Origin of the sequence: Lederbergia wuyishanensis, from assembly GCF_022900255.1 — a bacterium.
Taxonomy (GTDB): Bacteria; Bacillota; Bacilli; order Bacillales; family Bacillaceae_C; genus Lederbergia; species Lederbergia wuyishanensis.
In genome coordinates this window covers 34,275-58,623 of the sequence record NZ_JALIRM010000004.1, presented here as the reverse complement: position 1 = coordinate 58,623, position 24,349 = coordinate 34,275, and the positions used below count along the sequence as shown (strand labels likewise).

Sequence of the window (24,349 nt, the reverse complement as noted above, 5' to 3'; positions counted from 1 at the left end):
AGAAAATTATGCTGTGTTGTTCATTTTTATTCCTTTTCCAAAGCCCGCTTTGCTAGCATTAACGCACCGGTAATACCTGCATCGTCCCCTAGTGCAGGTGGGACAATATAGTCTTCGATATGTTCTGTGATTTGCGGTAGAGGAACATACCCATTTAATAATTCCTGAACTTGTTTACGGATGAGGGGGAAAATTTGCGCTTGCTTCATTACTCCCCCGCCCATAATGATTTTTTTAGGTGAAATAGTTAAAATGTATTGCATGAGTGCTTGGGCAAGATAGTAGGCTTCAATTTCCCATACTTCTTGTTTATTCTGAAGCTCATGTCCTTTTTGCCCCCAGCGTTTTTCAATCGCTGGACCTGCTGCCATTCCTTCTAAACAATCCTTATGATAAGGACAAAATCCTTCAAAAGTATCATCAGGATGTCTCTTTACTAAAACATGCCCCATTTCAGGATGAGATAGCCCTTGAAGCAAATTCCCTTGTACTACTGCTCCAGCCCCAATCCCTGTCCCAACTGTTATGTATAAACAACTATCAAAACCTTGAGCAGCCCCTTGCATCATTTCCCCAAGTGCGGCCACATTAACATCGGTATTAAACTCGATCGGTATGTGTAAAGCTTCTTTCATTGTTTTCAAAAAAGGATAATTTGTCCAACCTGGTTTTGGGGTTGATGTTATATTTCCGTATGTTGGACTATTTTGATCAATATCAACAGGACCAAAAGAACCAATTCCAAGCGCTTTCACTTTATGCCGCTTAAAAAAATCTATCACTTCTGGCATCGTTTGTTCCGGCGTTAACGTGTCGATTTTTATTCGTTCAATGATTGTTCCATCTTCTTTTCCGACCGCACAAACAAACTTCGTACCGCCAGCTTCAATTGCTCCGAGCATCAACTAACACTCCATCCTATATAATTCTTTTCCACTTTAGTCTATCATATAGCAAGAGAAAATTTATTAATTTTGCAAAATAAAAAGCCAGCTTTTTAGCTGACTCCTATGCGTAGACAAATTCATTTTTAATTACATTCAGACTAGTAGAAACGTTTGTCTTTCTAAGCGCGAAGCCTTCCGAGAATCGGAGTTGCCATACTCAGTAATTGGCACCACAGGAAGGCAAGCACTGGAGAAAGCAAGTGTTTGTCAGCAGTCTGAAGCAAGCTTTTAAACTGACTCAAGAATTTTTTATCATATGCTCAATAAACTTTTTAAAAGCTGCCTGACCTTCTGGAGTTCTTTTAAACACACCAGCATGTTCAAGAACAGTAGAGAAGACACGGCCAACCTCTTCACGTAAAATATCGTGAACATTATTTTCATTCAGTTTAGGATGAGCTTCAAGGACCTTGCACGCCCAATCGGCATGTTTGTTTGTTATCTCATCCTCATATAGCGAAGTTTTATAATCGGGTTTTACTAAGTAATCCCCAACGAGCTGAAGCTCTTCTTTTAGCCGTCCTGGCAAAACAGCCAAGCCCATTACTTCAATCAATCCGATGTTTTCTTTTTTAATATGATGAACTTCATTATGTGGATGGAAAATACCTAATGGATGCTCATCATTTGTACGATTATTTCTTAATACAACATCGAATTCAAAATATCCATTTACCATGCGGACGATTGGTGTTACCGTATTATGCGGTTCAGAGCCGCTCGAAGCATGAATTTCTACTTCCGGGTCACTATAATATTTCCACGAATTCAAAATAAAGGCTGCAAGATCTGCAATTTGATTGCGATCCTTTCCACGCAAACGGATAACCGACATCGGCCAGTGCACGATTCCTGCTTCTACTTCTTCATATCCTGGAAAAGTAAAAGTGTTTTCCATTTCTGCTTTAGCCATTGGAAAAACATGATTTCCGCCTTGGAAATGGTCGTGGCTTAATATAGATCCGCCTACAATTGGAATATCAGCATTCGAACCAATAAAATAATGAGGGAATTGTTCAGCAAAAGAAAGTAGTCTTTCAAAGCCAGCTTTCGAAATTTTCATTGGACGGTGCTCACCCGAAAATACAATCGCATGCTCATTATAGTAAACGTATGGGGAGAATTGTAAAAACCATTCTTCACCATTTAAATCAACAGGAATAATTCGGTGGTTTTGCCTTGCTGGATGATCTACCCGTCCAGCATATCCCACATTTTCTTTACAGAGCAAACATTTCGGATACTCTGTAGATTCTTGTTTATTTTTGTTTGCAGCAATTGCCACTGGATCCTTTTCAGGCTTCGATAAGTTAATCGTGATTTCAAGATTTCCATAAGGAGTCTGTGAAAACCAATGCTCATTTTTTGCCACTCTGTCTGTTCGAATGTAATGAGAATCTTGGGCTAGTTGATAAAAATAACTAGTTGCCGCCTCGGCTCCCTCTCTTTTATAAATATCATAAAATGTATGAATGATCGTTGATGGACGAGCAATAAATGCTCCCATCAATTCAGTATCGAGTAAATCACGAAAGGTCACCGTATTATGAGGCAGCTTCCCATTTTCCGCTGCCCAATCTAAAATAGTGGCAAGAATTCTAACGGGCGAATTATCGTCCGGAGCTTTCACTTCAACGGATTTCCATTCCTCAAGACTTAACGTGGCAAGTAAATCATTCCTTACAAAATCAACATCCCACGTTTCAATCAGTCTCTTTTTCAATCCATATTGAATTAGCTCTTCCAAAGCTTCATATATTAACATGCTGTCGCCCCTTTCGTTTTGGTATTTTTCATATTTTTGAGCTCCGTATGGGAGTATAAGAAAATTGAATTCTCGTACGGGAATTGAAGCAACATTAACGGCGATTGCCTTCACTCATACGGGAATTGCAACATCTTGAACCGGAATTGGCATCACTCGAACGAGAATTGAAACACCTCAAACGGGAATTGCTATCACCCGAACGAACACCTTGAACGGGAATTAGCTCATTCGAAAGAGAATTTAAACACCTCGAATGGGAATTGGCCCATATCAAACGAGATTACATCTCCCAAAGTCAAATTACTCCACATACCCATTCGGATTCTTTTGGAACCACGTCCAGGCACTTTCAATCATAGATTCAAGAGAATGATGTTGAGGTTTCCAGCCTAATTCTTTTTTCGCTTTTTCCGATGAAGCTACGAGTTTTGCAGGGTCACCCGCGCGTCTTGGAGATACTTTTTCTAGAATTTCTTTCCCAGTTACTTTTCGTGCAGTTTCTATGACTTCCTTTACGCTAAAACCATTTCCGTTACCCAAATTGTACGTTCCACTTTCACCCGTTTTCCGTAGCTTTTCAATTGCTAAAATATGAGCGTCTACTAAATCCATTACATGAATATAGTCACGGATACATGTTCCATCCGGAGTATCGTAATCATCGCCAAAAATAGCAATTTCATCTCGTTTTCCTAGAGCTGCTTCCAAAACAATTGGAATTAAGTGCGTTTCAGGATTGTGATCTTCCCCAATGATTCCGTTCGTATGTGCACCAGCTACATTAAAATAACGTAGAACGACGTAGCGAATGCCATATGCTGACTCGCACCATTTCAACATTTTTTCCACTGCAAGTTTCGTTTCGCCATATGGATTTGTTGGGTTTGTAATAGCTGATTCGACAATCGGAATTTCTTCTGGCTCTCCATATACAGCTGCAGTTGATGAGAAAACGATATTTTTTACATTGTATTTGTTCATTGCTTTGACGAGAGAAATAGCGCCGCCTACATTATTGTCGTAATATTGAAGAGGCTTTTGAACACTCTCACCAACTAAAGAATCTGCAGCAAAATGCATAATTGCATCAATTTTATTTTCGTTAAAAATACGATCTAGAAATGGTTCATCACGCAAATCACCGTCATAAAATACAGCCCCTTCTGACAAAGCTGCTGAATGGCCCTTTTGTAAATTATCGACTACAACTACTTCTTCCCCACGCGCAAGTAATTCTGCAACTGCGTGACTCCCAATATATCCTGCACCACCGCAAACTAGTATCGCCATCCTAACTCCTCCTTAATGTATAATGCTTCACTCAACGATTTCTTTAGCTCCGTCGCCAATTCCCACTACATAAAAATCAGCTTTTAAGCCAGTAGCTTCTTCATACACTTCTCCAACATTTTTTATAAAATCGTCAAGCTTTTCTTTGTTGACAAGATTAATCGTACAGCCACCGAATCCCGCTCCTGTCATTCTTGCGCCTAACACATCCTCATTCCAAGCTGCTTCAACAAGAGCATCCAATTCTTTGCCAGTCACTTCATAATCTTTCATAAGGGATAAATGAGATGCATTCATTAATTTTCCGAATGCTTCAAGATCACCTTCGTTTAATTTTTCAACAGCAACTAACGTACGTGCATTCTCGGATACTGCATGTTTTGCACGTTTGCGATCTGTTTCGTTTTCAATCAAATATTTATGTGCTTCAAATTCATCTACAGTTAAATCGCCAAGAGATTGAATATCAAGTTCTTTTTGCAATTGTTCAAGGGCTCTCTCACATTCAGAGCGACGTTCATTATATTTTGAATCCGCCAAACCTCTGCGCTTATTCGTATTAGCAATAACTAAAACGTGATCGGATAATTGGAGCGGACTGTATGTATATTCCAAAGTTTGGCAATCAAGTAAGATAGCATGCCCTTCTTTACCCATTCCGCAAGCAAATTGGTCCATAATTCCACAGTTTACACCGACAAACTCGTTTTCAGCTTTTTGAGCATATTTTACGATTTGTACACGATCAATATTTAAATTAAAAACTTCATTCAGCATGACACCTGTTGCAAGTTCTATTGAAGCAGATGAAGATAGTCCTGCTCCGTTAGGGATATTCCCGTAAAATAATAAATCAAGTCCTGTCGGAATGCTTTTCCCTTCTTTTTGGAAAACATCCACCACACCTTTCGGATAATTAGCCCAATCATCTTCTTTCTTATATAAAAGACTATCTAATTGTGCTTCAATCACACCAGCATCAGGAAAATTCATTGAATAAAAACGAAGGACTTTATCTTCTCTTTTCCTAGCCAATACTGTTGTTCCTACATCAAGTGCACATGGAAAAACATGCCCGCCATTATAATCGGTATGTTCACCAATCAAGTTTACCCTACCAGGGGCAAAAAACGTACGAATCTCTCCATTGTCACCGAATATTTCGGTAAACTTTTCACGTAATTCTTTCTTTTTTTCCATGACCTGTCACCTCGTATTTTTGATGGATTGCTTTAAAAAATTGCATTTAAAAAACACTTTGTTAATTAATTTAATTTACTTATATGGTATTATAAGAATAACTGTTTTGCAACAATTATATTCTAAATTAAGGAAGTGCTTTTTCAATGAAAAAAGGTAGCTTTCAATGGATGAAATCATTAAATCGAACGATTATTTTAAATAAAATACGTACAGATGGACCGATTTCCCGCGCTCAAATTGCGAAAGAAACCAAATTGACTCCACCGACCGTCAGTAGTCTTGTCAGTGAATTGATTGAGAAAGAACTTGTGATAGAAAGCGAGCAAGGTGAGTCCATTGGCGGGAGAAAACCAACATTATTAGTTATCAACAGTGATCGCTTCTATATTATAGGATTGGATGTTGGAGCGAAAAAGATTCGTGCTATTCTTATTGATTTATCCGGAAAAACTATCGATAAAACGCAAACCCTCATTCCCAAACCTATTTCAAATGAAGATTTACTCACTTTAATTAAGCGGACAATTAATCATCTTACATCTAATCACGACACAATAGAAGTGATTGGCATAGGGGTTGGAATGCATGGTGCTGTAGATGTTGAGACAGGTTCAAGTTTATTTGCGCCAGGATTGAATTTGAGAGATATCCCTATCAAAAAAGAGCTTGAAGCTGAGTACGATGTTCCGGTAAAAGTAGATAATGACGTGAGAGCAATGGCTTTCGGAGAATATTGGTTTATGGAAGAAAAAAAGGACGAAAGCATCGTGACTGTTAATATTGGAATCGGTGTTGGTGCAGGCATTGTATTAAACGGAAAAATATTTCACGGAAAGTACGACTTAGCCGGAGAAATTGGCCATATGACAGTTGATTTAAAAGGTAATCTTTGTTCCTGTGGGAATATTGGGTGTTGGCAAACACTTATTTCTGGACCTGCTATTGGTGAAGCGGCTAGAAATCAGCTCGAACGATATCCCGAAAGTCTTCTATTAAATATGGTTGAAGGTGATGTTCAAAAAATTGAGGGAAAAACAGTATATGAGGCTGCCGTTGCCGGGGATGCCCTCTCCAAAGAAATTTTAGAAGGAACAGGTGTATACATTGGAATTGGGTTAACAAATTTAATCCATATGTTGAATCCGTCAAAAATCATTATTGGAGGCGGGGTTGCAAATGCTAGTCCCTTTATTTTGCCTATAATCAAGGAAACCATCTCTGAAAGAGGTCTAACCCGTCAAGCAAAAGCAACTCCAATTTACTGCTCTAATCAAGGAGCTTATGGAACTGCAATCGGGGCTTGCGCACTTATTCTAGGTGAAATTTTTGAAGGTGATGTTCCAGTAGTAGGTTGAAGTTCTGGATTTTCAGAGCAAATTTCTTGTTAAAGAAAGATCTGATTTTTCTTTACGGTATTCTTTATTAAAGTGTCTTTCTCAGAATCCATAATAATGAGTTCATCGAGAATTATTCTTTTTAATTAGAGATGAAACTGACAAAAACCATTTTTCGTCGAGAACTACCCGTTAATTCTCGACGAACTCCTAAATTTTATAATTTCTTAGCGAATGATATCTTAATTTAGAGATGAAACTAATCAAATATCAACTTGTTTCATCTTTTTTGAACAATAAAACCCTCTATGTAAGGTGTCATTCCTCCAAACCCATCCATACATTATATAGGTTTCTGTCATCTTTCTTATCTTTTCACATACTACTAAATTGATAAAGGTTTTTGGAGGGACGCAAATGGAAATTCGAGTCCGGTCAGGGGATACTCTTTGGCATTATAGCCATTTATTTTTCATACCTACTGTTCTGATTGTTGATTCAAATCCTGGTATTAACCCTAATAATCTTCAAGTAGGGCAAATGGTAAAAATTCCTGGATTTACTGAAAGTAGTTACACTATTCGCTCCGGAGATACGTTTTGGAAAATTGCACAATCGCATCATTTAAATATTGATGCATTACTGCTGCTGAATCAAAATACGAATCCAAGCCAACTTGAGGTAGGTCAAAAAATTCGAATTCCTCTAAGAGTCACAACATTAACGATGGATGGTCAAGATCACTATGACTTTCAAAAATTAAATAATGATATTGAAAAACTATTGGCTGTCTATCCTTTCATGAGAAGAAGAGAAGCAAGTAAAAGTGTGGATAATTTACCGTTATATGATTTGCGCGTTGGAAAGAGCAATCGTAAAATCCAAATGAACGCTTCTTTTCACGCAAATGAGTGGATTACATCACCGATTTTAATGAAATTTTTAAATGAATACTTGCTAGCATTAACTAATGCTCAAAATATTAGCGGAGTTTCGGCTTTATCAATTTATGAGAATGCCCAGCTTTCTGCTGTCCCAATGGTAAACCCAGACGGAGTCAGTCTAGTGTTAAACGGTCCGCCAGCAGGAAAACGAGAAGAAGTCATTCGTTTAAATAGTGGCAGCACGGACTTTTCAGGATGGAAAGCCAATATTCGCGGAGTCGATTTGAATAAGCAATTTCCTGCTAATTGGGAATTCGAGAAAGAACGAAAGCCTAAAGTGCCAGGTCCAAGAGATTATCCTGGGTCATCCCCATTGTCAGAACCAGAAACAAAAGCTATGGCGAATCTTGTGAAAAATGAAAGCTTCGCCCGACTCCTTGCCTTGCATACACAAGGGCGTGAGATTTATTGGGGCTATGAAGGATTGGAGCCACCTGAATCTGAAGTACTTGCCAATGACTTCGCAAGGCTTAGCGGATATAAAGCCATTCGTTATGTTGATAGTTATGCTGGTTATAAAGATTGGTACATCCAAGATTTTCGCCGTCCAGGATTCACAATTGAACTTGGATTAGGCCAAAACCCTCTTCCTATATCACAATATGATGAAATTTATGCTCATGTAAAACCGTTATTAGTTCGAGCATTAATCTAAAGTCCTCCAATTTCGGGGGGCTTTTTCACTTTATTTAATTAGAGAAAGGGCGGACAATTATTGTCCACCCTCTCCCTAAAGCGATGTTTTAATAGTAACCTCCGCCAACAAACGCTGTCCCAACAATAATTAACAAAATAAATAGGACAACAATTAGCGCAAAGCTGTTTCCGTATGCTCCTCCACCACTCATAAGGTTACACCTCCCTTAATACCGGGATGATTTATCTTATGAGAGATAACCAATTTCGGAATGGACATTCATGTAGACATTTGAATCATTCTACGCCAATTTATTATTATTTCATTCTTCATACCGAATTGTCAGAAGGATTGATAACGCATAATTCATAATTCGTATGAATATATTCTCATTGAAAGTTTGTCCGGTTATCTGGACATTTTTTTAAGAAAAGGGGGGTATTAAATGTCTGATGTCGTAGAAACAAAAGAACATGCACTTGAAGACGGCGAGTATATGCTCGCACCCGTACCTGAAGCAGCAAGACGCCCAACTTGGAATCAAGTAATGGTTTGGGTTGGTTTCGGGTACGTCGTTACAGGATTATTTGTCGGAGGAGTGCTTGCAGGTTTTGGTGGACAGCCTGGTGTTGCGCCTTCAACCGCGTTTTGGGCGATTGCTCTAGGGATGGGGTCGCTAACAGTCTTGACATCTTTACTTGGCATTGCAGCGCAGAAAACTGGGATGAGTCTTGCACTTATTAGTCGTTATTCTTATGGATCAAAAGGGACAAATCTTCCGATGATTGTCATGGCTTTACTAACTCTCGGCTGGTTTGCAAGTATTACGGGAATGGTTGGACAAATTTGGAGTTCCTTTATTGGAAATCCTTCTGGAGTGGTTGTTTTTAATCCGGCTTCACTTGGATATGAAGGAATTCCTGCTATTACACTGGAAAACTTTCTAGCGTGTATGGTGTTCGGACTTGTTTTCACTTTTACTGCCTATTATGGTATTAAAGCGATTGAAGCGATTGCCATTCCTGTTGCACCTGTCATATTAATCATTGCGATCATTGTAGGAATTAGAATGCTTAGTGAGGGTGGTGGTTTTTCATCATTTTTATCAGAAGCAAATAATCTTGGCGGACTTGGTTTAGGTCATGCGATAACCGTTGTTGTGGGAAGCTGGATTGCAGGCGCTGTTATGGGAGTTGACCTTTTTCGCTTCAACAAGTCGGTCAAAGCGGTCATTTGGGGCGCGGTCGCTTGCTTCGTTTTAACTAATCCGATTTTAAATTTCGTCGGTTACATTGGCGCTGTATCAGTTGGCCAATTTAACTACGTAGAATGGATGCTAGATAAGGGACTGTTTCTTGCTATTATTGGGGTCATTGCTTGGACTACTTCTCTATGGACAACGAATAACGCTGAATTATATTGCAATTCATTATATGTTGGTCCCGTACTTTCTTCTTATAAAAAACCCGTCCAACGTAGGAAGCTAGTCTTGATTGCCGGTATTCTTGGAACAATCATCGGTTCCCTTGCTTTCTATCAAATTTTCTTTGCAGATTTTATTACCGTGCTTGGGGCAGCTGCTCCTCCACTTGCCGGCCCGCTTATTGCCGATTATTTTCTTGTTAAAAAAGGGAATTACGATGTTAGTAAATTAAACAGCCAACCAACTTATAGGTTGCCTGGTATCATTTCATTTTTAATTGGTGCAGCACTAGGTTTATTGTTCCAATATGTTATTCCGCTTCCATTTGGCTTGCCATCAGGATTAATTGCGTTAGTCATAACCATCATTTTATATCCATTGATCTATAAATCTCTTAATGATAGCAAACATGATACAGGAGGCATTCAGTAAATGAAAAAAGTATTTTTAAATGAATTCACTGCAAAAGAAATAAAAGAAAAACTGCAAAATAACGAGATTGATAGTGCCATTACGATGTTCGGAGCATGCGAAAGCCACGGCTGGCATCTTCCTCTCGGTCCCGATATTTTTGTTCCTACTGAAATCGCGAAACGAACAGCAGAACGGTTGGATAAAACAGTCGTTGTACCTGGTATCCCGTATGGAACCTCTATTCATTACAACAAATTTCCGATTACAGTTTCTATCCGATACGAAACGACGATTGCTATTGCAGAAGATATTTTTACGAGTTTAATTGAACATGGGATTAAACATATTATCATTTTAAATGGCCATGATGGAAATATCCCTGCACTTGAAGTGGCCGCCAGGAATGTAAAAGCAAGATATAAGGAAGCAGTCCTCGTGTACATTCCAGCATGGTGGGAAATTACCGGTGAGCAAATGAAAGAGGATTTCGAAGTATGGGATGGTCTTGGTCACGGTGGCGAAGGAGAGACATCTATTACGATGGCAGTTCGTCCTGAGCTCGTTAACCTTGATGATGCCATTTGCCAAATGCCGCATGACATGATTGCTATAAGCGAACATGCATCTGTTATTTTTGATATCGAAGAAATAACCGAAACCGGCGCAATAGGAGACCCAACAAAAGCTACTATGGAAAAGGGAGAAAAAATGCTAAACATCGTAGTTGACTACCTAGTTAACCTAATTAAAAACTTGGAAAACCGAAATTGGAAATATGATTTGAAGAAATAATCGAAAAGCCCATTCCTCGTTCTTAATTGAGGAATGGGCTTATAATTCAATATTATTCATTAAATCCACGAAAATTATCTCCAATTCTCTAGAGACATACTTTCACGAAATCCTTTACAATCTCGGATGTCGATTCGATCTACTGGGGGGGGGGGGCAGAACCTGTCCCTTTTGGCCCCGTCCCCTTCGAACCTGTCCCCATTGGACCTGTCCCCAATTTTACAGATGCGACACAATTAATGTCGCATTCCCATCCAATTCAAAGCTTCCAGTCTTAGCTGGCAAGATAAAATGATCTCCTTTTTTCACGGGATATTGTTTTTCCCCTACTGTTAATTCCGCTTCTCCTTCAAGTACACTGAAAAGCATGAAAGGTTGATTTTGTTCAAATTTGGCCTTTCCATCTATGTCCCATTTATACACTGTAAAGTAGTCGGATTCCACGAACTTTGTAATGGTTGCCCCTGGAATTGTATGTACTTCTGGTGAAAAATCGGCAACTTGATGAGGAATCGTTGAAACATCAATTGATTTTTCAATATGTAGTTCACGTAGTTTTCCGTCTTGTCCAGGACGATTATAATCATATAGTCGATATGTTGTGTCGGAACTTTGCTGGGTTTCAAGTACAAGCGTTCCCTCTCCTAAAGCATGAATTGTGCCGCTTGGTACATAAAAGAAATCTCCAGGCTTTATTTTTATTCGTTGTAACAACTCGTCCCACTGATTGTTTTCAATCATCGACACAAATTCTTCTTTCGTCTGAGCAGAATGACCGTAAATTAATTCCGCTCCTTCTTTACAGTCAATAATATACCAGCATTCCGTTTTGCCAAGTTCACCATTTTCATGCTCATTCGCGTATTGGTCATTTGGATGCACTTGAACAGATAAATCATCATTCGCATCTAATATTTTTGTCAGGAGCGGGAATACTTTCATATGTTGATTACCAAATAATTCGGCATGTTTTTCCCATAGTTCTATCAACGTTTTACCTGCGTATTCTCCATTTCTTACGATAGATGGCCCGTTTGGGTGAGCCGAAATGGCCCAACATTCCCCGGTATGATCGTTCGGAATGTCATAACCAAACTTCTCTTTTAATGCGGTGCCTCCCCAAATTCTTTCCTGGAAAACGGGTTGTAAAAATAATGGTTCGCCCATGTTGTTCATCCCCTTACTACATTTCTGCTTTTATTTTATCCAACAAAGCTTGGCATCCTTCTAACACTAAATTATATGTCTCTTGAAAATCCCCAGTGTAATATGGATCGGGAACATCTGTTTTTTTATCTGTCAATTCAAGTAACCTCATAATTTTTGGATGACGCGGTTGGCCACAAATGTCATAAATATCATGAATATTCATCTCATCCATAGCAATAATGTAATCAAATTTCTCAAAATCTTCTTTAGTAAATTGTCTTCCAAGCATTCCTTCCGAGGAAATTTGATATTCTTCCAATTTCTTAAGAGTCCCCTTATGTGGTCGAGCACCAACATGCCATGAGCTGGTACCTGCAGAATCGACATGAATAATCTCTTCCAAATTTTCTCTCTTAACCAAATCCCTAAATATCGCCTCTGCCATTGGTGAACGGCATATATTCCCGAGGCACACAAACAAAACCTTAACCATTTTCATGTCTCCTATCTCTTCCTTTTTTCCTTAAAAGAATCACTCCAATAAGAGCAATAAGTGCACCTATTGAATCTATTCCAACGTCTAGCAGAGCCCCCGTTCTTTCCGGGATAAAAACTTGGTGCAATTCATCTGTCGCAGCGTATAACGTTGTCAACAGCCATGCAAACCAAAATCGGTTCTTTTGTAATCCATTGTAGAAAAGTATAGCGAGCAATCCAAAAGCACTTAAGTGAACACATTTACGAAACACGAGATTCCACATTTGTGCATCTTCCTTAGTAAAATGAAAAAACTTTACCAATATTGACTGTGTATTACTCCCTGTAGATGATGGGGATGCGGTCGCTATAAAAATCGCTATACACCAAACAATCGCGGCTATTAGCCATAAGTATCTTTTATTCATAAACATAATCCTCTTATCATAGTCTTCTATTATTATATCGAAATCAACTATTGCATGCACTCAACAAAAATATGAATAAAGCATTCATTTTTTTCACTAGTGCAAAAGAGTGGCTTTTTTTTAATTAAATCAATCATTTTTCTCTAAAATCTCTTTATTTTTAAAATATTCATAGGAATATATTCACATAATGTTCACTTTTATTTACCCATATGTTATACTCTTTGCAATATGTCATAACATTATGACATTAATATTTATACAAAAAAGAAAGGATGGTAGAAAAATGAGTCAAACAGTAGGTCTAGGTACACCGATATATTCATTCAGCAAAGATCATAAACCTGTTGCCACTGTTGCTTCAGGAAGTCGAATTACAGTAGAATCGTATGATTGCTTTGAAGGTCAAATTACATCCAGTGAAACAACGATGAATTCTATCGATTGGGAGCGGATTAATCCGGCAACAGGTCCAATCTTTGTAGAATCTGCACAACCTGGAGATGTACTAGCCGTTACGATTCACGGGCTTGATATCAAGGGTCCGGGTGTACTTGCAACAGGACAAAACCTTGGCGTCATGGGCCATAGAATTGATGAGTTCACGATCAAAATGATTCCGCTTGAAGGGGATGAGGCTGTTTTCAATGAAAAAGTTCGCATTCCACTTAACAAAATGATCGGAGTCATTGGTGTAGCTCCAGAACTGGATGCTGTACCATGCGGAACACCAGGAAACCATGGTGGAAACTTGGATACGGTACTTATAACAGAAGGTGCAACTATTTATTTCCCTGTATTCCATGAAGGCGCTTTATTTGGTCTTGGGGATATGCATGCTGCAATGGGAGATGGAGAAATTGGTGTATCAGGAATTGAAGTAGCTGGTACAGCGGATTTAACACTTGAAGTAAAAAAGGGAAAGAGCTTGAAACATCCACTTGTTAAAAGTAAGGACGGACTTAGCATTTTAGTATCTGCCGAAACACTCGATGAAGCAGCAAAACTAGCTGTTGAAGAGATGATCGATTTATTATTGCCATATACAGATATGGATGTAGCAGAGATGACGATGCTCATGAGTGCTATTGGGCATTCACAAATTTCGCAAATTGTCGATCCACTTCTAACGGCAAGATTTTTTGTACCACAATCGTTTTTAGATGCATATAACATAGAAATTTTTTAATTGTTTAGGGGGAAATTTGAGTGGCTATAGAAAAATTAAGCCAAGAGGCTGATTTGAACGGGAAGGCTCCTGCATATAAACAGGAACTGAAACGTGCATTAACATTTTGGGATTTAATGATTTATGGTTTGATTTTCATGGTTCCGATTGCTCCATTCGGAATTTATGGTGAGGTTGCAACTGGAGCAAAAGGGATGGTTGCCCTTGCATACGTTATCGGTATGATTGGTATGATTTTTACCGCTCTCAGCTATGCTCGTATGTCGGAAGCTATTCCGTATTCCGGATCGGTTTACGCTTATGCACAGCACGGAATTAACGATACTGCAGGATTTTTCGGAGGCTGGCTCATTCTATTAGATTACATATTTGTTCCTGCTCTCCTATACTTAGTGAGTGCCGCCGCTCTTGCAGACATTGTACCTGAAGTACCGATTATAGTCTGGCTTCTTATTTTCATTGGCATTAACACACTCATCAACGTGTTAGGAATTGAATTCACTGCAAAAACGAATAAATATATTTTGATTGCTGAACTTATTGTCTTAGTTATTTTCGTTGTTGCAGGTATCATAGCCATTGCTCAGCATGCTAATGGTGCAGAATTTACGTTCAAGCCTTTATATGATAAGGAACATTTTTCAATGGCAACTGTCATGGGAGCTGTTTCTATCGCAGTACTGAGTTTCCTCGGATTTGACGCAGTTTCTACACTCGCAGAAGAATCAAAAGGTGGAAGAAAAGCAATTGGTAATGCGATTATTGGTGCATTACTCTTAGTTGGTGTAATGTTCATCATCCAAACTTGGGTCGCTGCACTTATCTGGCCTGATTTTACTACATTTGAAAATGTTGATACAGCATTCTATCAAATTGCTGAAATCGCTGGTGGCGCTTGGTTAAAATGGACAACCATCATTGCTACAGTTATCGCATGGGGTATTGCTGATGCACTCGTTGCACAGGCAGCCATTTCTCGTATTATCTTTAGTATGGCACGTGACCGTAAGTTGCCACATGTACTATCAAAAGTTCATCCTAAGTTTAAAACACCTTATGTCGCAACATTCGTTGTTGCAGCAATTTCATTTATCGTAACTATTTTCTTCTCAGCACAAATTGGACAACTTGTATCTGTCATCAACTTTGGTGCACTTTCTGCATTCTTGTTGTTGCACATTTCAGTTATCAATTTTTATATAAGAAAGAAGAAAAGTACAAATTACTTTAGTCACCTAGTACTACCTGCCATTGGATTTCTAATCATTGCCTATGTTTGGATCAATCTCGACATACTTGCTAAAAAACTAGGATTTATCTGGCTTGGTATTGGGGTCATCTACTTTATTTATTTAAAATTATCGAAGAAAGATATGAAATTAGAATAGTAAACGAAAGGTGCGAAATCCCCATAGGATTCGCACCTTTTCTATTATCCTTCTACCGCCGCTATTTTTCTCAGGGGTTTTTCTTTCATAGAAAACAAGATAAAACCAACCGTTCCAATAAAAGAACAAACCGCCATTGTAAAATAAAGTGTCGAACCACTGAACGTATCGAATATAATTCCACCTACAGAGGAACCAATAATATTCGTTATGCTAAAAACTATTCCCATATAAACCATATGGCCGGTTGCCTGCATTTCAACAGGCAAAGCTTTATATAAATATTCAATAGCACCCATATATAAAATTGCAAAACATAATCCGTGCATAACTTGTATCGAAAGTAAAATAGATGGATCCTTAATGAAACCGACCATCGTCCATCTAATGGTAAAGAGAAAGCCTGCAATGATAATATATATAATTGGGTTTTTAGAACGGAACCAAATGAAGCTTGTAATAAAGAGAATTGCTTCACTCAGAACCCCTATAAACCATAGCCACCCGACAAGCATCTCGTTCCCGCCAATTTCAAATAAATATAAACTAATGAAACTATCATTTATACGGTGTGTTAGAAATATAAAAAAGCTTAAGAGAAAGAAAGTGAGTAATGTCTTATCTTTAAAAAAACTACCTACTTCTTTCAAGTTCACTTTTTTCGTACCTGAATTGGCATCCTTTAATGTGAAAGACAGTATTAAAGTCATACCTGCTACGATCATCATCGGGATTGAAAGGGATGATACACCCATTTTATTAAAATAAAATCCGCTTGCTAAAGAGATGATTGCAAATCCAAAAGAACTCCATGACCTTATAGAACCAAATGTAACCTTCTGTTCATCCGCAATTCGCTTCGCTAAATTATCCGATAATGGATTCAGTGCTGTAAAGAAGAAGAAAAATAGTGCCCCTGCCACATACAGCATAGCAAGAGAGCTAAGCTGGAAGATCAAAAATATACCCATTAAAATACCAATCAACACTACGACGATGATCTTTTTTACAGTTTTATATTTATCACTCATAAAGCCCCAAACAGGCTGGGCAATCAATCCCACCAAAGTACCAAGCGCAAAAAACATCCCTATTGCTGATTTCGTTAGCCCGTTATTTTGAAAATATAAGGGCAAAAAACTAACGACCAGTGAACTGATCGCGGCACCAAAAAACAAAAACATCTTGAGCGACAAAAGAGGATTTTTCCGTAACATAATCATAAGCTTCCTTTGCGAGTATATTCTAATGAAGTTTTCTTTTAAAAAAACAAGGAGCCAGCCCTACTAAAGGACTGGCCAAATATGGCTACTGTTATATACTATACTACTGTTTGGCACAACTTGAATAGCACCTAAATAACTTTCCAAATATATTTTATCTCCCTGACATAATTAGCTCTATGAACTTTTCCACTTTATCATCTAAGAAACTAAGTGTTGTGTCATCTACCAATTTGCCTGTATTCTCGTCAAATTTCTGTGCTGCAAAGTTAACCAATACTTCATTACCGCCTGGTGAAAGAATTTTAGCCTGAACACCTGGTGCTGATAGAATTTCCCGCAAATGCAATTGAGCGCGAATGGTACCAAGCATTCCGGTAGATACACCAAGAGGCATTACGGCTTTACCTAGAAACACTCTTTCCACTCTGGATGCCCAATCAATGGCGTTCTTTAATACACCAGGAACCGACCAGTTGTATTCAGGTGTAATAATAATAACCCATCTGCTTTTGCAATCGATTGTTTAAAATCTTTTACTACCTGTGGTGGATTTTTTTCCTCATCTTGGTCGAAGTATGGAAGTTCACGAATATTAGCAATTTCAATACTAAATTTATCCTTGTAACGTTCTTGCATCGTTTTAGCAAGTTGCATATTATAGGAATCTTTTCTTATACTTCCTACGATTGTAAAGATGTTCATTATGTAACTCACTTCTCCTTTAAGATTGTTGATAAAATCATAAACTAATTTAAATCCTCTGCCAATTTATTCGCTTTCTTCTGTAATTACCAAAACCACTTTTGATAAGCCCAGTAGCCAATTAAAAATATCATGCCTGCAATGACATTCGTCCACCCTAAAAATAAAGCAAATTTCTTTTCTTTTTTCATTTGAATTTTTTTAAAGGTGTTGACATCAATTAATAAAATGAAAAGTCCAGTTGCGATTAAAAGGACTACAAAATAATAATTATAGTGCACCGTGAGTCCCCTCCTTTTATTTCGCCTTCATACCTGTTCGAAGGATCTGTGACTCAACTTGAACATGAACACTTAAATCATTTTTATAAATATTTTGCCAGTCTTCCAATGTTTTTACATGTTTGCTCCAATAAGAAGGATGCCTCGCCCTTATATGTTCACCAAAACCAAAGATATCTGATTTTTCCTTTTGCATTTTTTTGATTAATTTTTCCATGGCTTTCGTATCTTCTTTATTAAATTTTTTTTCAATTTTTTTTATAATTTTTGGGTTATTTATCGGTATTTTGCCTTTCTCTTTTTCAATAATTTCATTTTCGTAACGAATTCTAATCCAAATTTCTGGTTTTCCGTTACGGATTGCTGTTTTAAATTTCGCCCTTCGTTTCATGGCTCGCAGCAATACTTGTTCATTTGTACCAGGAACCGTATAAAATGCCGCATATCCGCCTTCCCCTTGTTGAATGAGAGCCATTTGCAGACCAATTTGAATAGGGGCAATATGTCCTTTCATTTTGTCGCCTTTAAAATATGCAAGTCCTTCCAAATTAATGTTTCCACCTTGTTTAATTTCCAAATAAGGGAGGAACGCATCCTGCCCTTTGCTTGCATGAATACGCCAAAACGCCCCAACTGGATTATTTGGGAATTTCCCCAATTTGACAGAGTTTTCAACCGTTGCATTAAGATATAGAGCAGGAACCCGCTCCAGTTCTGGCGCTACATTCATATAACTTGAGGCTTTTCCCTTCGAAACGGCCATCCAAGCAGTTCTTCTTACTTCAGATTGTCTGCGTAAATAATCGTTAAAACGGCCAACTCCTTCTTTAGCAATTTCTTCACTAAGTATGATGACCCTTAAATGTCCTAAAAACAGTTTATCTGATAATTCTTGCTGTAAATTGGTCATCGCCGAATCAAGCGAGGAGCCTACGACAGACAATACCCAAACTGGTTTCTGCCCCTCTCCTCCCCCTCCTCCAATTTGCGGACCTAAAGGGATACGGCCAGGGACTGCTATTTGGGCGGTTAATTGGATTAAATGAGAATCTTCTTCTGATGTATGACCTTTTATATTGGAAATCTGTTTTTCCTCTTGGCTTCCATGTTCCGTTCCGTGATCCATTTTAGCTTTGTCAATCGAAATTGCTAAGACAGTTGCTCTTTTTTCTATATCTAAGCTATCCCAACAGCCAGATAAAAGAGGAATTACTAAAACGATCAAACAAAATAGTGATACAATCCTCCTGAACATTTAGGATCCCCCTTTTTTCTCGGGTAGTTTACGAATGATGGCCGTGAATAAGATGAGAATGGGGATTAAAATGGTTAGCAAAAGTCCTATCCTCCCAACAATTTTTATAACATCATACATTTGGAAGACGTTTCTTGGTATCATCGCGATAAAAAATACAATAGGCAACAAAAACATAGAAAAAGTTTTATGACCTTGCAATCGGAAAAACTGACTTAGTGAATGGACCGTTAACATGTAACTAGAAAAAATCGTCGTAAAAACGGCAGTTACCCAAACAGCTAGAAACACTACATCTAATCTTTGTAATAGGTTCCCTGGCAAAGAGGTTGCTCTCGCAAGTTCTAATGTTGGCCACATTAAGTTTTTCATTTCGTCCACCCCAAAAACAGATAGAGCAGCGAGCACAATCATGATATATAAGATTCCAGAAATTCCTATACCCCAAATGGCTGATTTCATGGCTTTTCCAGGTTTTTGCATATAAGGTATAATGATCGTTATAATAAAAAAACCTTGAAACAATGCGGCTACTGTCAACATCCCTACAAATACATGATTTAGGCTATTTGAAATTAGGGGGTAAAATATCGGTTGAAAATATAGAGGATTTGCATTCTTAAATGATAATACGACAATAATTAAGGCAGGTATCAAGATAGCCGGCACATAAAAATTATGAATGTAAGTAAATGTATTTATATCATCACGTGTAAAAACAGCAGACATTAACAACATGACAATGACAGTTACCTCAATTGGAGTATTTTTCAATACTGCCGCTACTACAACTTCCCCAAATTCCCGGGATGCCATCGCTGTTAAAAATGTAAAAAATAAAATAATTGTTAAACCATAAAAACGGCCAATCCATTTCCCCAAAACGATTTGACTGTATCCAACGATGGATTGATTCGGAAATCGTAATCCTAGCTTTGTGATACTATATAATCCTATAAAACCAATCAAGACAGCAATTAATGTCAAAAGTGGAGCACCCGTGCCTCCGGCTTGAACAGCAATCAGTGGAAGGTTTAAAACTCCTACTCCAATAATGGTGCTTATTAGTATTGTTGCGGTTTGAACAGCCGTGATATCACGAGATTGCCCCATACAATTTCTCTCCGATCATTTTTTACTTACCTTTGTTTGATTGGACATGTTATTAGCATTAGCTCTAATGATCTCTTCATTTTTTCCTGTCCTTGTATCATTGTTCGGGTGAAGAAATTCAGGTCTTCTCGGCATCCATCTAAATGGAAACCTGATGACAACGTCTTTCATTCCTTGTAAATTCCCAGGAGAAACAGGACTCATATATGGGACTCCAAATGATTTTAAAGACAACATGTGATTGAAAATAACAATGATTCCAACCATTACTCCATAAAGTCCAAATAGACCAGCTAATATAGCCAGTGGAAATCGTAACATTCGTAGAGCGAACGACGCATTATAAACCGGGGTTGCAAAAGAACCGATAGTCGTAATAGCAATCACTACAACAGTTATCGGGCTTGATAACCCAGCGTCTACCGCTGCTTGTCCGATGACTAAGACACCGACAATCGATAAAGCTCCGCCAATTTGTTTCGGTAATCGTACCGTCGCCTCACGCAATACTTCCATCGCCACTTCCATCATTAAAACCTCAACTACGGCAGGAAATGGGACCCCTGCTCTCCCTCCAGCAACAGCTACTGCAAATTCTGTTGGCAGCAATTCCGGATTAAATGATATAAACGAAACGTAAAGTGCAGGAAAAACTAACGAAAATACGAGAGCTAAAATTCTAACAACCCGTGTAAAACTCGCCAAAAGAAAACGCGTTGAGTAATCTTCCGTCGTTTGGTAAAACTGATTGAAGATAACAGGAACCATTAAGGCAAAGGGAGATCCGTCAACAAGAACCACTACTCTTCCTTCAATGATATTTCCGACCACACTATCAGGCCGTTCCGTTAAAATCGTTTGCGGGAAAGGAGAAAACTGATAATTTTCAAGGTACTGTTCAAGATACCCGACATCCATGATGGCATCCACATTAATCTCTGATAAACGCTTTTCAACTTCATCGACTAAGGCAGGATCCGCAATTCCTTTTAAATAGCAGATTGCCACTTTTGATTTTGTTATCCTGCCGACTCTCATCTTTTTCACACAAAAATCAGGCGTAGGTAAACGATATCGAATTAATCCTATATTCGTATCTAGCCGTTCGATAAAACCTTCTCTCGGTCCTATAATAACCTGTTCAGTTTCAGGTTGTGTAATAGCTCTTTTTTCGATGTGATGTGTATCATGATGGAATGCTTCATACACTCCATCAATTGCAATTACCGTTTCCCCCGCAAGAATCTTTTGGACAAGTTTTGCAAGTTTAGATTCTAAATTAATTTGACTATGATATATCACTTCTTCAGCCAAAACTTCTACAATATTACTATTTTGAATCTGATTGATTTCAAGATGCTCCGGCGGAAATAAAATTGGCTTTATCAAATCATTGTTAATTACTGACTGATCAACCATATTACTTATATAAAAAATGACTGCCGGGAATTTTCCAAAAATAGTAAGCTTACGGTTTATAAAGTCATCATTTTCTCCTAAAATATTGTTTATATATGCAACGGTCCTTTTTAGATCGCCATTTAATGTTTCATTGCTTGACTGATCAAGCTTAACATGAGGAACGTTGTTATCAATTTTGCTGTTTTCTTTTTTCGTTTTCTTTTTCCTTAACGAACCTGACATTTATATCCCTCTTAACTTGTCAGAATATAGTAAAGTCATTATGTGTAATATACGAATATTTATGTAAAACCTATCATAAAAAAAGAATTCCTCTAAATGTACCCATGTATAGCAATACTAATCCTTAGATTTTACATAATAGCAAAGTTTCCCATTCAGACTTACAATCCACCTTAATAAACAATTCGCTTTGTTTAGTAAGTCCCTAAACGGAAAAAAAGACAGGCTTGGTCTTAAGCCTGTCTGCTTTATTATGATCAATACGTGTTGTAAATGCTTCTCACACTTAATATATTCTTCAACTCTTCTAAGCTTAATTTCTTGCTCAAGCTTTCTTTCCTGACCGTAATCTTTTTCACATCCCCAGCAGATAAGTCAAAATAATTATCGCTGAATTTGCAATCTGCTTCCTCTAAATCAATTTCTACATATTTAGCAAATCCACCTTTTGCTTCTACCGAAAGGATAAATTGCTCATTCTCTTCCTGAACTTCAACAGTGATTTTCGGATCAACAAATTCGAAATGCTTTGGTTTTACGAATAATGCGACTGCATTTGAATGAACTTCCCCATCCATAATGAATGTCGCTTCAAGATAAGTATTTCTTATATTTCCATCTGAAAGAACATCCTCAAAAGAAAGCTCTATGCAATTTTCTGCGGATAATTTTCCAACACTAGCTTCAACTGTGCCTTCCTTCAATATTTCAGATGTATTTGTACGTAATTTCCATTCAATTCGTCCCGTAATGTCTTCCAGAGAGTCATTCGTTACATGAATCGAAGCTGTCTTGCCTTCTTCTTCAATAGAAAGAAGAATCGGTGCATAAAATTTCTTCGCGAAATAATGAAGCGCCTTCCAACGGCCAAAACTATCAACGCTTGACCATGAAGCTACAGGCCAGCAATCATTTAACTGCCAATATAGGGAACCCATACAGCGACCACGGTTACGGCGCCAATGTTCAACTCCATATTTGATCGCTTCCGCTTGTAAAAGCTGAGAAGCATAAAGCAAGGAATCAAAATCTTTCGGGTAAAGGAAGTTCTCAGATAAATAGAATAAAATTTTTCCGTTTGCCCCTGCATTTTTCTGATGAGTTTCCATCACTCGCGAGAAAATATTGCGATCCTCTGGAATCGTGAAGCTCTTCACTGTTTTTAATGAAGGGAATGATTGGAAACCAAACTCAGAGCAGAAACGGAAAAAGTACTTACGATATTCCGTAAATGGCTTTAATCCGTGCCATACTTCCCAATAATGCATATCCCCGCGGTTCGGGTCACGCGGTTGATCAAACCCACCACCGGATGTCGGAGATGATGGCCAGTAAAATGTTGCAGGATCGAGTTCCTTCATCATTTCAGGGATAATGTATTCAAATAACTTAATATAATCTGTCTTGCGCATTGGATCCTGTGGCCATCCCCAATGTACCCAACCTTCTTCGGTTTCGTTATTTCCACACCAAATACCGAGACTCGCATGGTGGCGTAGACGTTTTACATTGTCTGCAACCTCTTTTTTTACTGTATCTACAAATTCATCTGTCAGTTTATACACACTGCACGCAAACATGAAGTCCTGCCAAACGATGAGGCCGAGGCGATCACATAGATCATAGAAATAATCTTCCGGATAATGGCCACCGCCCCAAATGCGTACCATATTAAAATTCGCTTCAATACTATCTTTTAAAAGCTTTTCTGTTTTTTCCACAGAGTTTCTTGCTAAAATATTGTCCTCAGGAATATAGTTAGCACCCATTCCAAAAATAGAAAGGCCATTTACATAAAATTCAAAGGATCTACCAAACTCATCTGGAACTGATTTCACTTCAATTGTCCGTAGACCGATATTGTAATCCTTTGTATCAAGCTTTGAACCATTATTATCTAGTACAGATACTTCCACTTGATATAATGGCTGTTTGCCATACCCATTTGGCCACCATAATTCAGGGTTCTTCACGTTAAAAGTGATGATGTCTTGCAGTGCTGAAACAGCAACCGTATTTACTTCAACATCTCCTGCTGGGCTTTTCAGAGCTACTTCCAGTTGAAGATCTTGATTCGCACTCAGCTTTTCCACTTTTACCTTAACATCTAGTTGCACTTCATTATCTTTATGCACTTGTGTCATATACACATCATCTAGCTTTGCGGAAGTCCAAGCTTGGATGGAAATATTTCTCCAAATACCCATGTCCGGAATTTGTGGACCCCAGTCCCAACCAAACATATAATGGGCTTTTCTTAAATATGGATATCCAGCAACTGCATCACCAACTCCAGCTAGTGGATCTTCTTCTTGCAAAGGTCGGATATATTCTGTAGGAGAATTGAATTTAACTGTAATTTCATTTTCGCCTTTACGTAAAAAAGGTTTTACATCCATTTCATAAATACGGTGCATATTATTTGTTTTTTCAATAAGCTCCCCATTTACAAAAACTTCGGCAAGTGTATCGAGACCTTCGCAAATAAGCATAATTTTTTCTTGGCTAAAAAACTCTTGTTCTACTAAAAATGTTCGTGAGTATACGAAATCTTTTGCTGCAATTTCAAGACCAATTTTTTCATTATCGCGATAAAATGGATCTTCAATTTTTCCATGTTGCAATAAATCATTCATGACAGACCCCGGAACTTGAACGTCAAGCCAAAAATCTGCTCCTACTTCTTGCATTTTCCATTGTCCATTTAAATCAACTTTTAACATCCTGCCCACTCCCTGAAGTTAT

At 38.1% G+C, this 24,349-nt stretch carries 20 protein-coding genes and 1 pseudogene; 6 read left to right on the top strand and 15 right to left on the bottom strand.

The window, feature by feature from the left end; translation table 11 throughout:
• Positions 1-26: 26 nt before the first annotated feature.
• The 4 genes from MT489_RS08845 to MT489_RS08830 form a co-directional block, all read right to left on the bottom strand.
• The gene (locus MT489_RS08845; RefSeq protein WP_244681181.1) at positions 27-902 is read right to left on the bottom strand and encodes an ROK family protein; all 876 of its coding nucleotides are present in this window, start codon (positions 900-902) and stop codon (positions 27-29) included.
• Between the two features lie 283 nt (positions 903-1,185).
• Positions 1,186-2,712 carry a UDP-glucose--hexose-1-phosphate uridylyltransferase gene (gene galT / locus MT489_RS08840; protein ID WP_244681180.1) on the bottom strand — a complete coding sequence of 509 codons (1,527 nt, stop codon included), beginning with the start codon at positions 2,710-2,712 and terminating at the stop codon, positions 1,186-1,188.
• A gap of 303 nt (positions 2,713-3,015) precedes the next feature.
• Positions 3,016-4,005 carry a UDP-glucose 4-epimerase GalE gene (gene galE / locus MT489_RS08835; protein ID WP_244681179.1) on the bottom strand — a complete coding sequence of 330 codons (990 nt, stop codon included), beginning with the start codon at positions 4,003-4,005 and terminating at the stop codon, positions 3,016-3,018.
• Positions 4,006-4,032: 27 nt separating this feature from the next.
• Positions 4,033-5,205, bottom strand: coding sequence for a galactokinase (locus tag MT489_RS08830; RefSeq protein ID WP_244681178.1), 1,173 nt, complete (start codon positions 5,203-5,205; stop codon positions 4,033-4,035).
• A 146-nt stretch (positions 5,206-5,351) separates the two neighbouring features.
• Between MT489_RS08830 and MT489_RS08825 the strand changes: the two genes are divergently transcribed.
• Both MT489_RS08825 and MT489_RS08820 read left to right on the top strand, forming a co-directional pair.
• On the top strand, positions 5,352-6,563 hold the full coding sequence (locus MT489_RS08825; protein ID WP_244681177.1) for an ROK family transcriptional regulator: 1,212 nt from the start codon (positions 5,352-5,354) through the stop codon (positions 6,561-6,563).
• Between the two features lie 396 nt (positions 6,564-6,959).
• The gene (locus MT489_RS08820) at positions 6,960-8,141 is read left to right on the top strand and encodes a M14 family metallopeptidase (RefSeq protein WP_244681176.1); all 1,182 of its coding nucleotides are present in this window, start codon (positions 6,960-6,962) and stop codon (positions 8,139-8,141) included.
• Between the two features lie 88 nt (positions 8,142-8,229).
• On the opposite strand, the gene MT489_RS08815 is transcribed toward MT489_RS08820, so the two are convergent.
• Positions 8,230-8,334 (bottom strand): YjcZ family sporulation protein, encoded by a 105-nt coding sequence (locus MT489_RS08815; RefSeq protein ID WP_244681175.1) that lies wholly within the window; start codon positions 8,332-8,334, stop codon positions 8,230-8,232.
• A gap of 234 nt (positions 8,335-8,568) precedes the next feature.
• On the opposite strand from MT489_RS08815, the gene MT489_RS08810 reads away from it, so the two are divergent.
• Both MT489_RS08810 and MT489_RS08805 read left to right on the top strand, forming a co-directional pair.
• Complete coding sequence (locus MT489_RS08810; protein WP_244681174.1) at positions 8,569-9,978, top strand: purine-cytosine permease family protein; 1,410 nt, start codon at positions 8,569-8,571, stop codon at positions 9,976-9,978.
• Positions 9,979-10,752 (top strand): creatininase family protein, encoded by a 774-nt coding sequence (locus MT489_RS08805; protein WP_244681173.1) that lies wholly within the window; start codon positions 9,979-9,981, stop codon positions 10,750-10,752. It abuts the gene before it with no gap.
• Positions 10,753-10,971: 219 nt separating this feature from the next.
• Here the strand turns inward: MT489_RS08805 and manA are convergent, their stop codons facing one another.
• The 3 genes from manA to MT489_RS08790 are packed head-to-tail and all read right to left on the bottom strand — an operon-like array spanning position 10,972 to position 12,806.
• A complete protein-coding gene (manA, locus tag MT489_RS08800; RefSeq protein ID WP_244681172.1) occupies positions 10,972-11,919 on the bottom strand; it encodes a mannose-6-phosphate isomerase, class I in 948 nt (315 codons plus the stop codon).
• 16 nt (positions 11,920-11,935) lie between these two features.
• Positions 11,936-12,394 carry a low molecular weight protein-tyrosine-phosphatase gene (locus MT489_RS08795; RefSeq protein ID WP_244681171.1) on the bottom strand — a complete coding sequence of 153 codons (459 nt, stop codon included), beginning with the start codon at positions 12,392-12,394 and terminating at the stop codon, positions 11,936-11,938.
• Entirely contained in the window at positions 12,387-12,806 is a 420-nt protein-coding gene (locus tag MT489_RS08790) for a VanZ family protein (protein ID WP_244681170.1), read from the bottom strand. Before MT489_RS08790 ends, MT489_RS08795 begins: the two co-directional genes overlap by 8 nt.
• A 286-nt stretch (positions 12,807-13,092) precedes the next feature.
• Here MT489_RS08790 and MT489_RS08785 point away from each other — a divergent pair, with 286 nt between their 5' ends.
• Together MT489_RS08785 and MT489_RS08780 are read left to right on the top strand one after the other, a co-directional pair.
• Complete coding sequence (locus MT489_RS08785) at positions 13,093-13,995, top strand: acetamidase/formamidase family protein (RefSeq protein ID WP_244681169.1); 903 nt, start codon at positions 13,093-13,095, stop codon at positions 13,993-13,995.
• Positions 13,996-14,015: 20 nt separating this feature from the next.
• Positions 14,016-15,383, top strand: coding sequence for an APC family permease (locus MT489_RS08780; RefSeq protein ID WP_244681168.1), 1,368 nt, complete (start codon positions 14,016-14,018; stop codon positions 15,381-15,383).
• 44 nt (positions 15,384-15,427) lie between these two features.
• On the opposite strand, the gene MT489_RS08775 is transcribed toward MT489_RS08780, so the two are convergent.
• The 7 genes and pseudogenes from MT489_RS08775 to MT489_RS08745 all read right to left on the bottom strand — a co-directional run bounded on the left by MT489_RS08775 (position 15,428) and on the right by MT489_RS08745 (position 24,327).
• On the bottom strand, positions 15,428-16,600 hold the full coding sequence (locus tag MT489_RS08775; RefSeq protein ID WP_244681167.1) for an MFS transporter: 1,173 nt from the start codon (positions 16,598-16,600) through the stop codon (positions 15,428-15,430).
• Positions 16,601-16,760: 160 nt separating this feature from the next.
• A pseudogene (locus tag MT489_RS08770) lies at positions 16,761-17,311 on the bottom strand (NADPH-dependent FMN reductase).
• Positions 17,312-17,397: 86 nt separating this feature from the next.
• Positions 17,398-17,592 (bottom strand): CLC_0170 family protein, encoded by a 195-nt coding sequence (locus tag MT489_RS08765; RefSeq protein ID WP_244681166.1) that lies wholly within the window; start codon positions 17,590-17,592, stop codon positions 17,398-17,400.
• 16 nt (positions 17,593-17,608) lie between these two features.
• The gene (locus MT489_RS08760) at positions 17,609-18,847 is read right to left on the bottom strand and encodes a Ger(x)C family spore germination protein (protein ID WP_244681165.1); all 1,239 of its coding nucleotides are present in this window, start codon (positions 18,845-18,847) and stop codon (positions 17,609-17,611) included.
• Entirely contained in the window at positions 18,848-19,960 is a 1,113-nt protein-coding gene (locus MT489_RS08755) for a GerAB/ArcD/ProY family transporter (protein ID WP_244681164.1), read from the bottom strand.
• Between the two features lie 15 nt (positions 19,961-19,975).
• Positions 19,976-21,604: a spore germination protein gene (locus MT489_RS08750; RefSeq protein ID WP_244681163.1), complete on the bottom strand. Its 1,629-nt coding sequence runs from the start codon at positions 21,602-21,604 to the stop codon at positions 19,976-19,978.
• Positions 21,605-21,861: 257 nt separating this feature from the next.
• Entirely contained in the window at positions 21,862-24,327 is a 2,466-nt protein-coding gene (locus tag MT489_RS08745; protein WP_244681162.1) for a beta-mannosidase, read from the bottom strand.
• Positions 24,328-24,349 lie beyond the last annotated feature (22 nt).

What these genes read in the sequence shown, in the direction of transcription:
- MT489_RS08845 (WP_244681181.1), bottom strand. Translation starts at nt 902, where the DNA reads ATGCTCGGAGCAATTGAAGCTGGCGGTACGAAGTTTGTTTGTGCGGTC.
- galT (WP_244681180.1), bottom strand. Translation starts at nt 2,712, where the DNA reads ATGTTAATATATGAAGCTTTGGAAGAGCTAATTCAATATGGATTGAAA.
- galE (WP_244681179.1), bottom strand. Translation starts at nt 4,005, where the DNA reads ATGGCGATACTAGTTTGCGGTGGTGCAGGATATATTGGGAGTCACGCA.
- MT489_RS08830 (WP_244681178.1), bottom strand. Translation starts at nt 5,205, where the DNA reads ATGGAAAAAAAGAAAGAATTACGTGAAAAGTTTACCGAAATATTCGGT.
- MT489_RS08825 (WP_244681177.1), top strand. Translation starts at nt 5,352, where the DNA reads ATGAAAAAAGGTAGCTTTCAATGGATGAAATCATTAAATCGAACGATT.
- MT489_RS08820 (WP_244681176.1), top strand. Translation starts at nt 6,960, where the DNA reads ATGGAAATTCGAGTCCGGTCAGGGGATACTCTTTGGCATTATAGCCAT.
- MT489_RS08815 (WP_244681175.1), bottom strand. Translation starts at nt 8,334, where the DNA reads ATGAGTGGTGGAGGAGCATACGGAAACAGCTTTGCGCTAATTGTTGTC.
- MT489_RS08810 (WP_244681174.1), top strand. Translation starts at nt 8,569, where the DNA reads ATGTCTGATGTCGTAGAAACAAAAGAACATGCACTTGAAGACGGCGAG.
- MT489_RS08805 (WP_244681173.1), top strand. Translation starts at nt 9,979, where the DNA reads ATGAAAAAAGTATTTTTAAATGAATTCACTGCAAAAGAAATAAAAGAA.
- manA (WP_244681172.1), bottom strand. Translation starts at nt 11,919, where the DNA reads ATGGGCGAACCATTATTTTTACAACCCGTTTTCCAGGAAAGAATTTGG.
- MT489_RS08795 (WP_244681171.1), bottom strand. Translation starts at nt 12,394, where the DNA reads ATGGTTAAGGTTTTGTTTGTGTGCCTCGGGAATATATGCCGTTCACCA.
- MT489_RS08790 (WP_244681170.1), bottom strand. Translation starts at nt 12,806, where the DNA reads ATGAATAAAAGATACTTATGGCTAATAGCCGCGATTGTTTGGTGTATA.
- MT489_RS08785 (WP_244681169.1), top strand. Translation starts at nt 13,093, where the DNA reads ATGAGTCAAACAGTAGGTCTAGGTACACCGATATATTCATTCAGCAAA.
- MT489_RS08775 (WP_244681167.1), bottom strand. Translation starts at nt 16,600, where the DNA reads ATGTTACGGAAAAATCCTCTTTTGTCGCTCAAGATGTTTTTGTTTTTT.
- MT489_RS08760 (WP_244681165.1), bottom strand. Translation starts at nt 18,847, where the DNA reads ATGTTCAGGAGGATTGTATCACTATTTTGTTTGATCGTTTTAGTAATT.
- MT489_RS08755 (WP_244681164.1), bottom strand. Translation starts at nt 19,960, where the DNA reads ATGGGGCAATCTCGTGATATCACGGCTGTTCAAACCGCAACAATACTA.
- MT489_RS08750 (WP_244681163.1), bottom strand. Translation starts at nt 21,604, where the DNA reads ATGTCAGGTTCGTTAAGGAAAAAGAAAACGAAAAAAGAAAACAGCAAA.
- MT489_RS08745 (WP_244681162.1), bottom strand. Translation starts at nt 24,327, where the DNA reads ATGTTAAAAGTTGATTTAAATGGACAATGGAAAATGCAAGAAGTAGGA.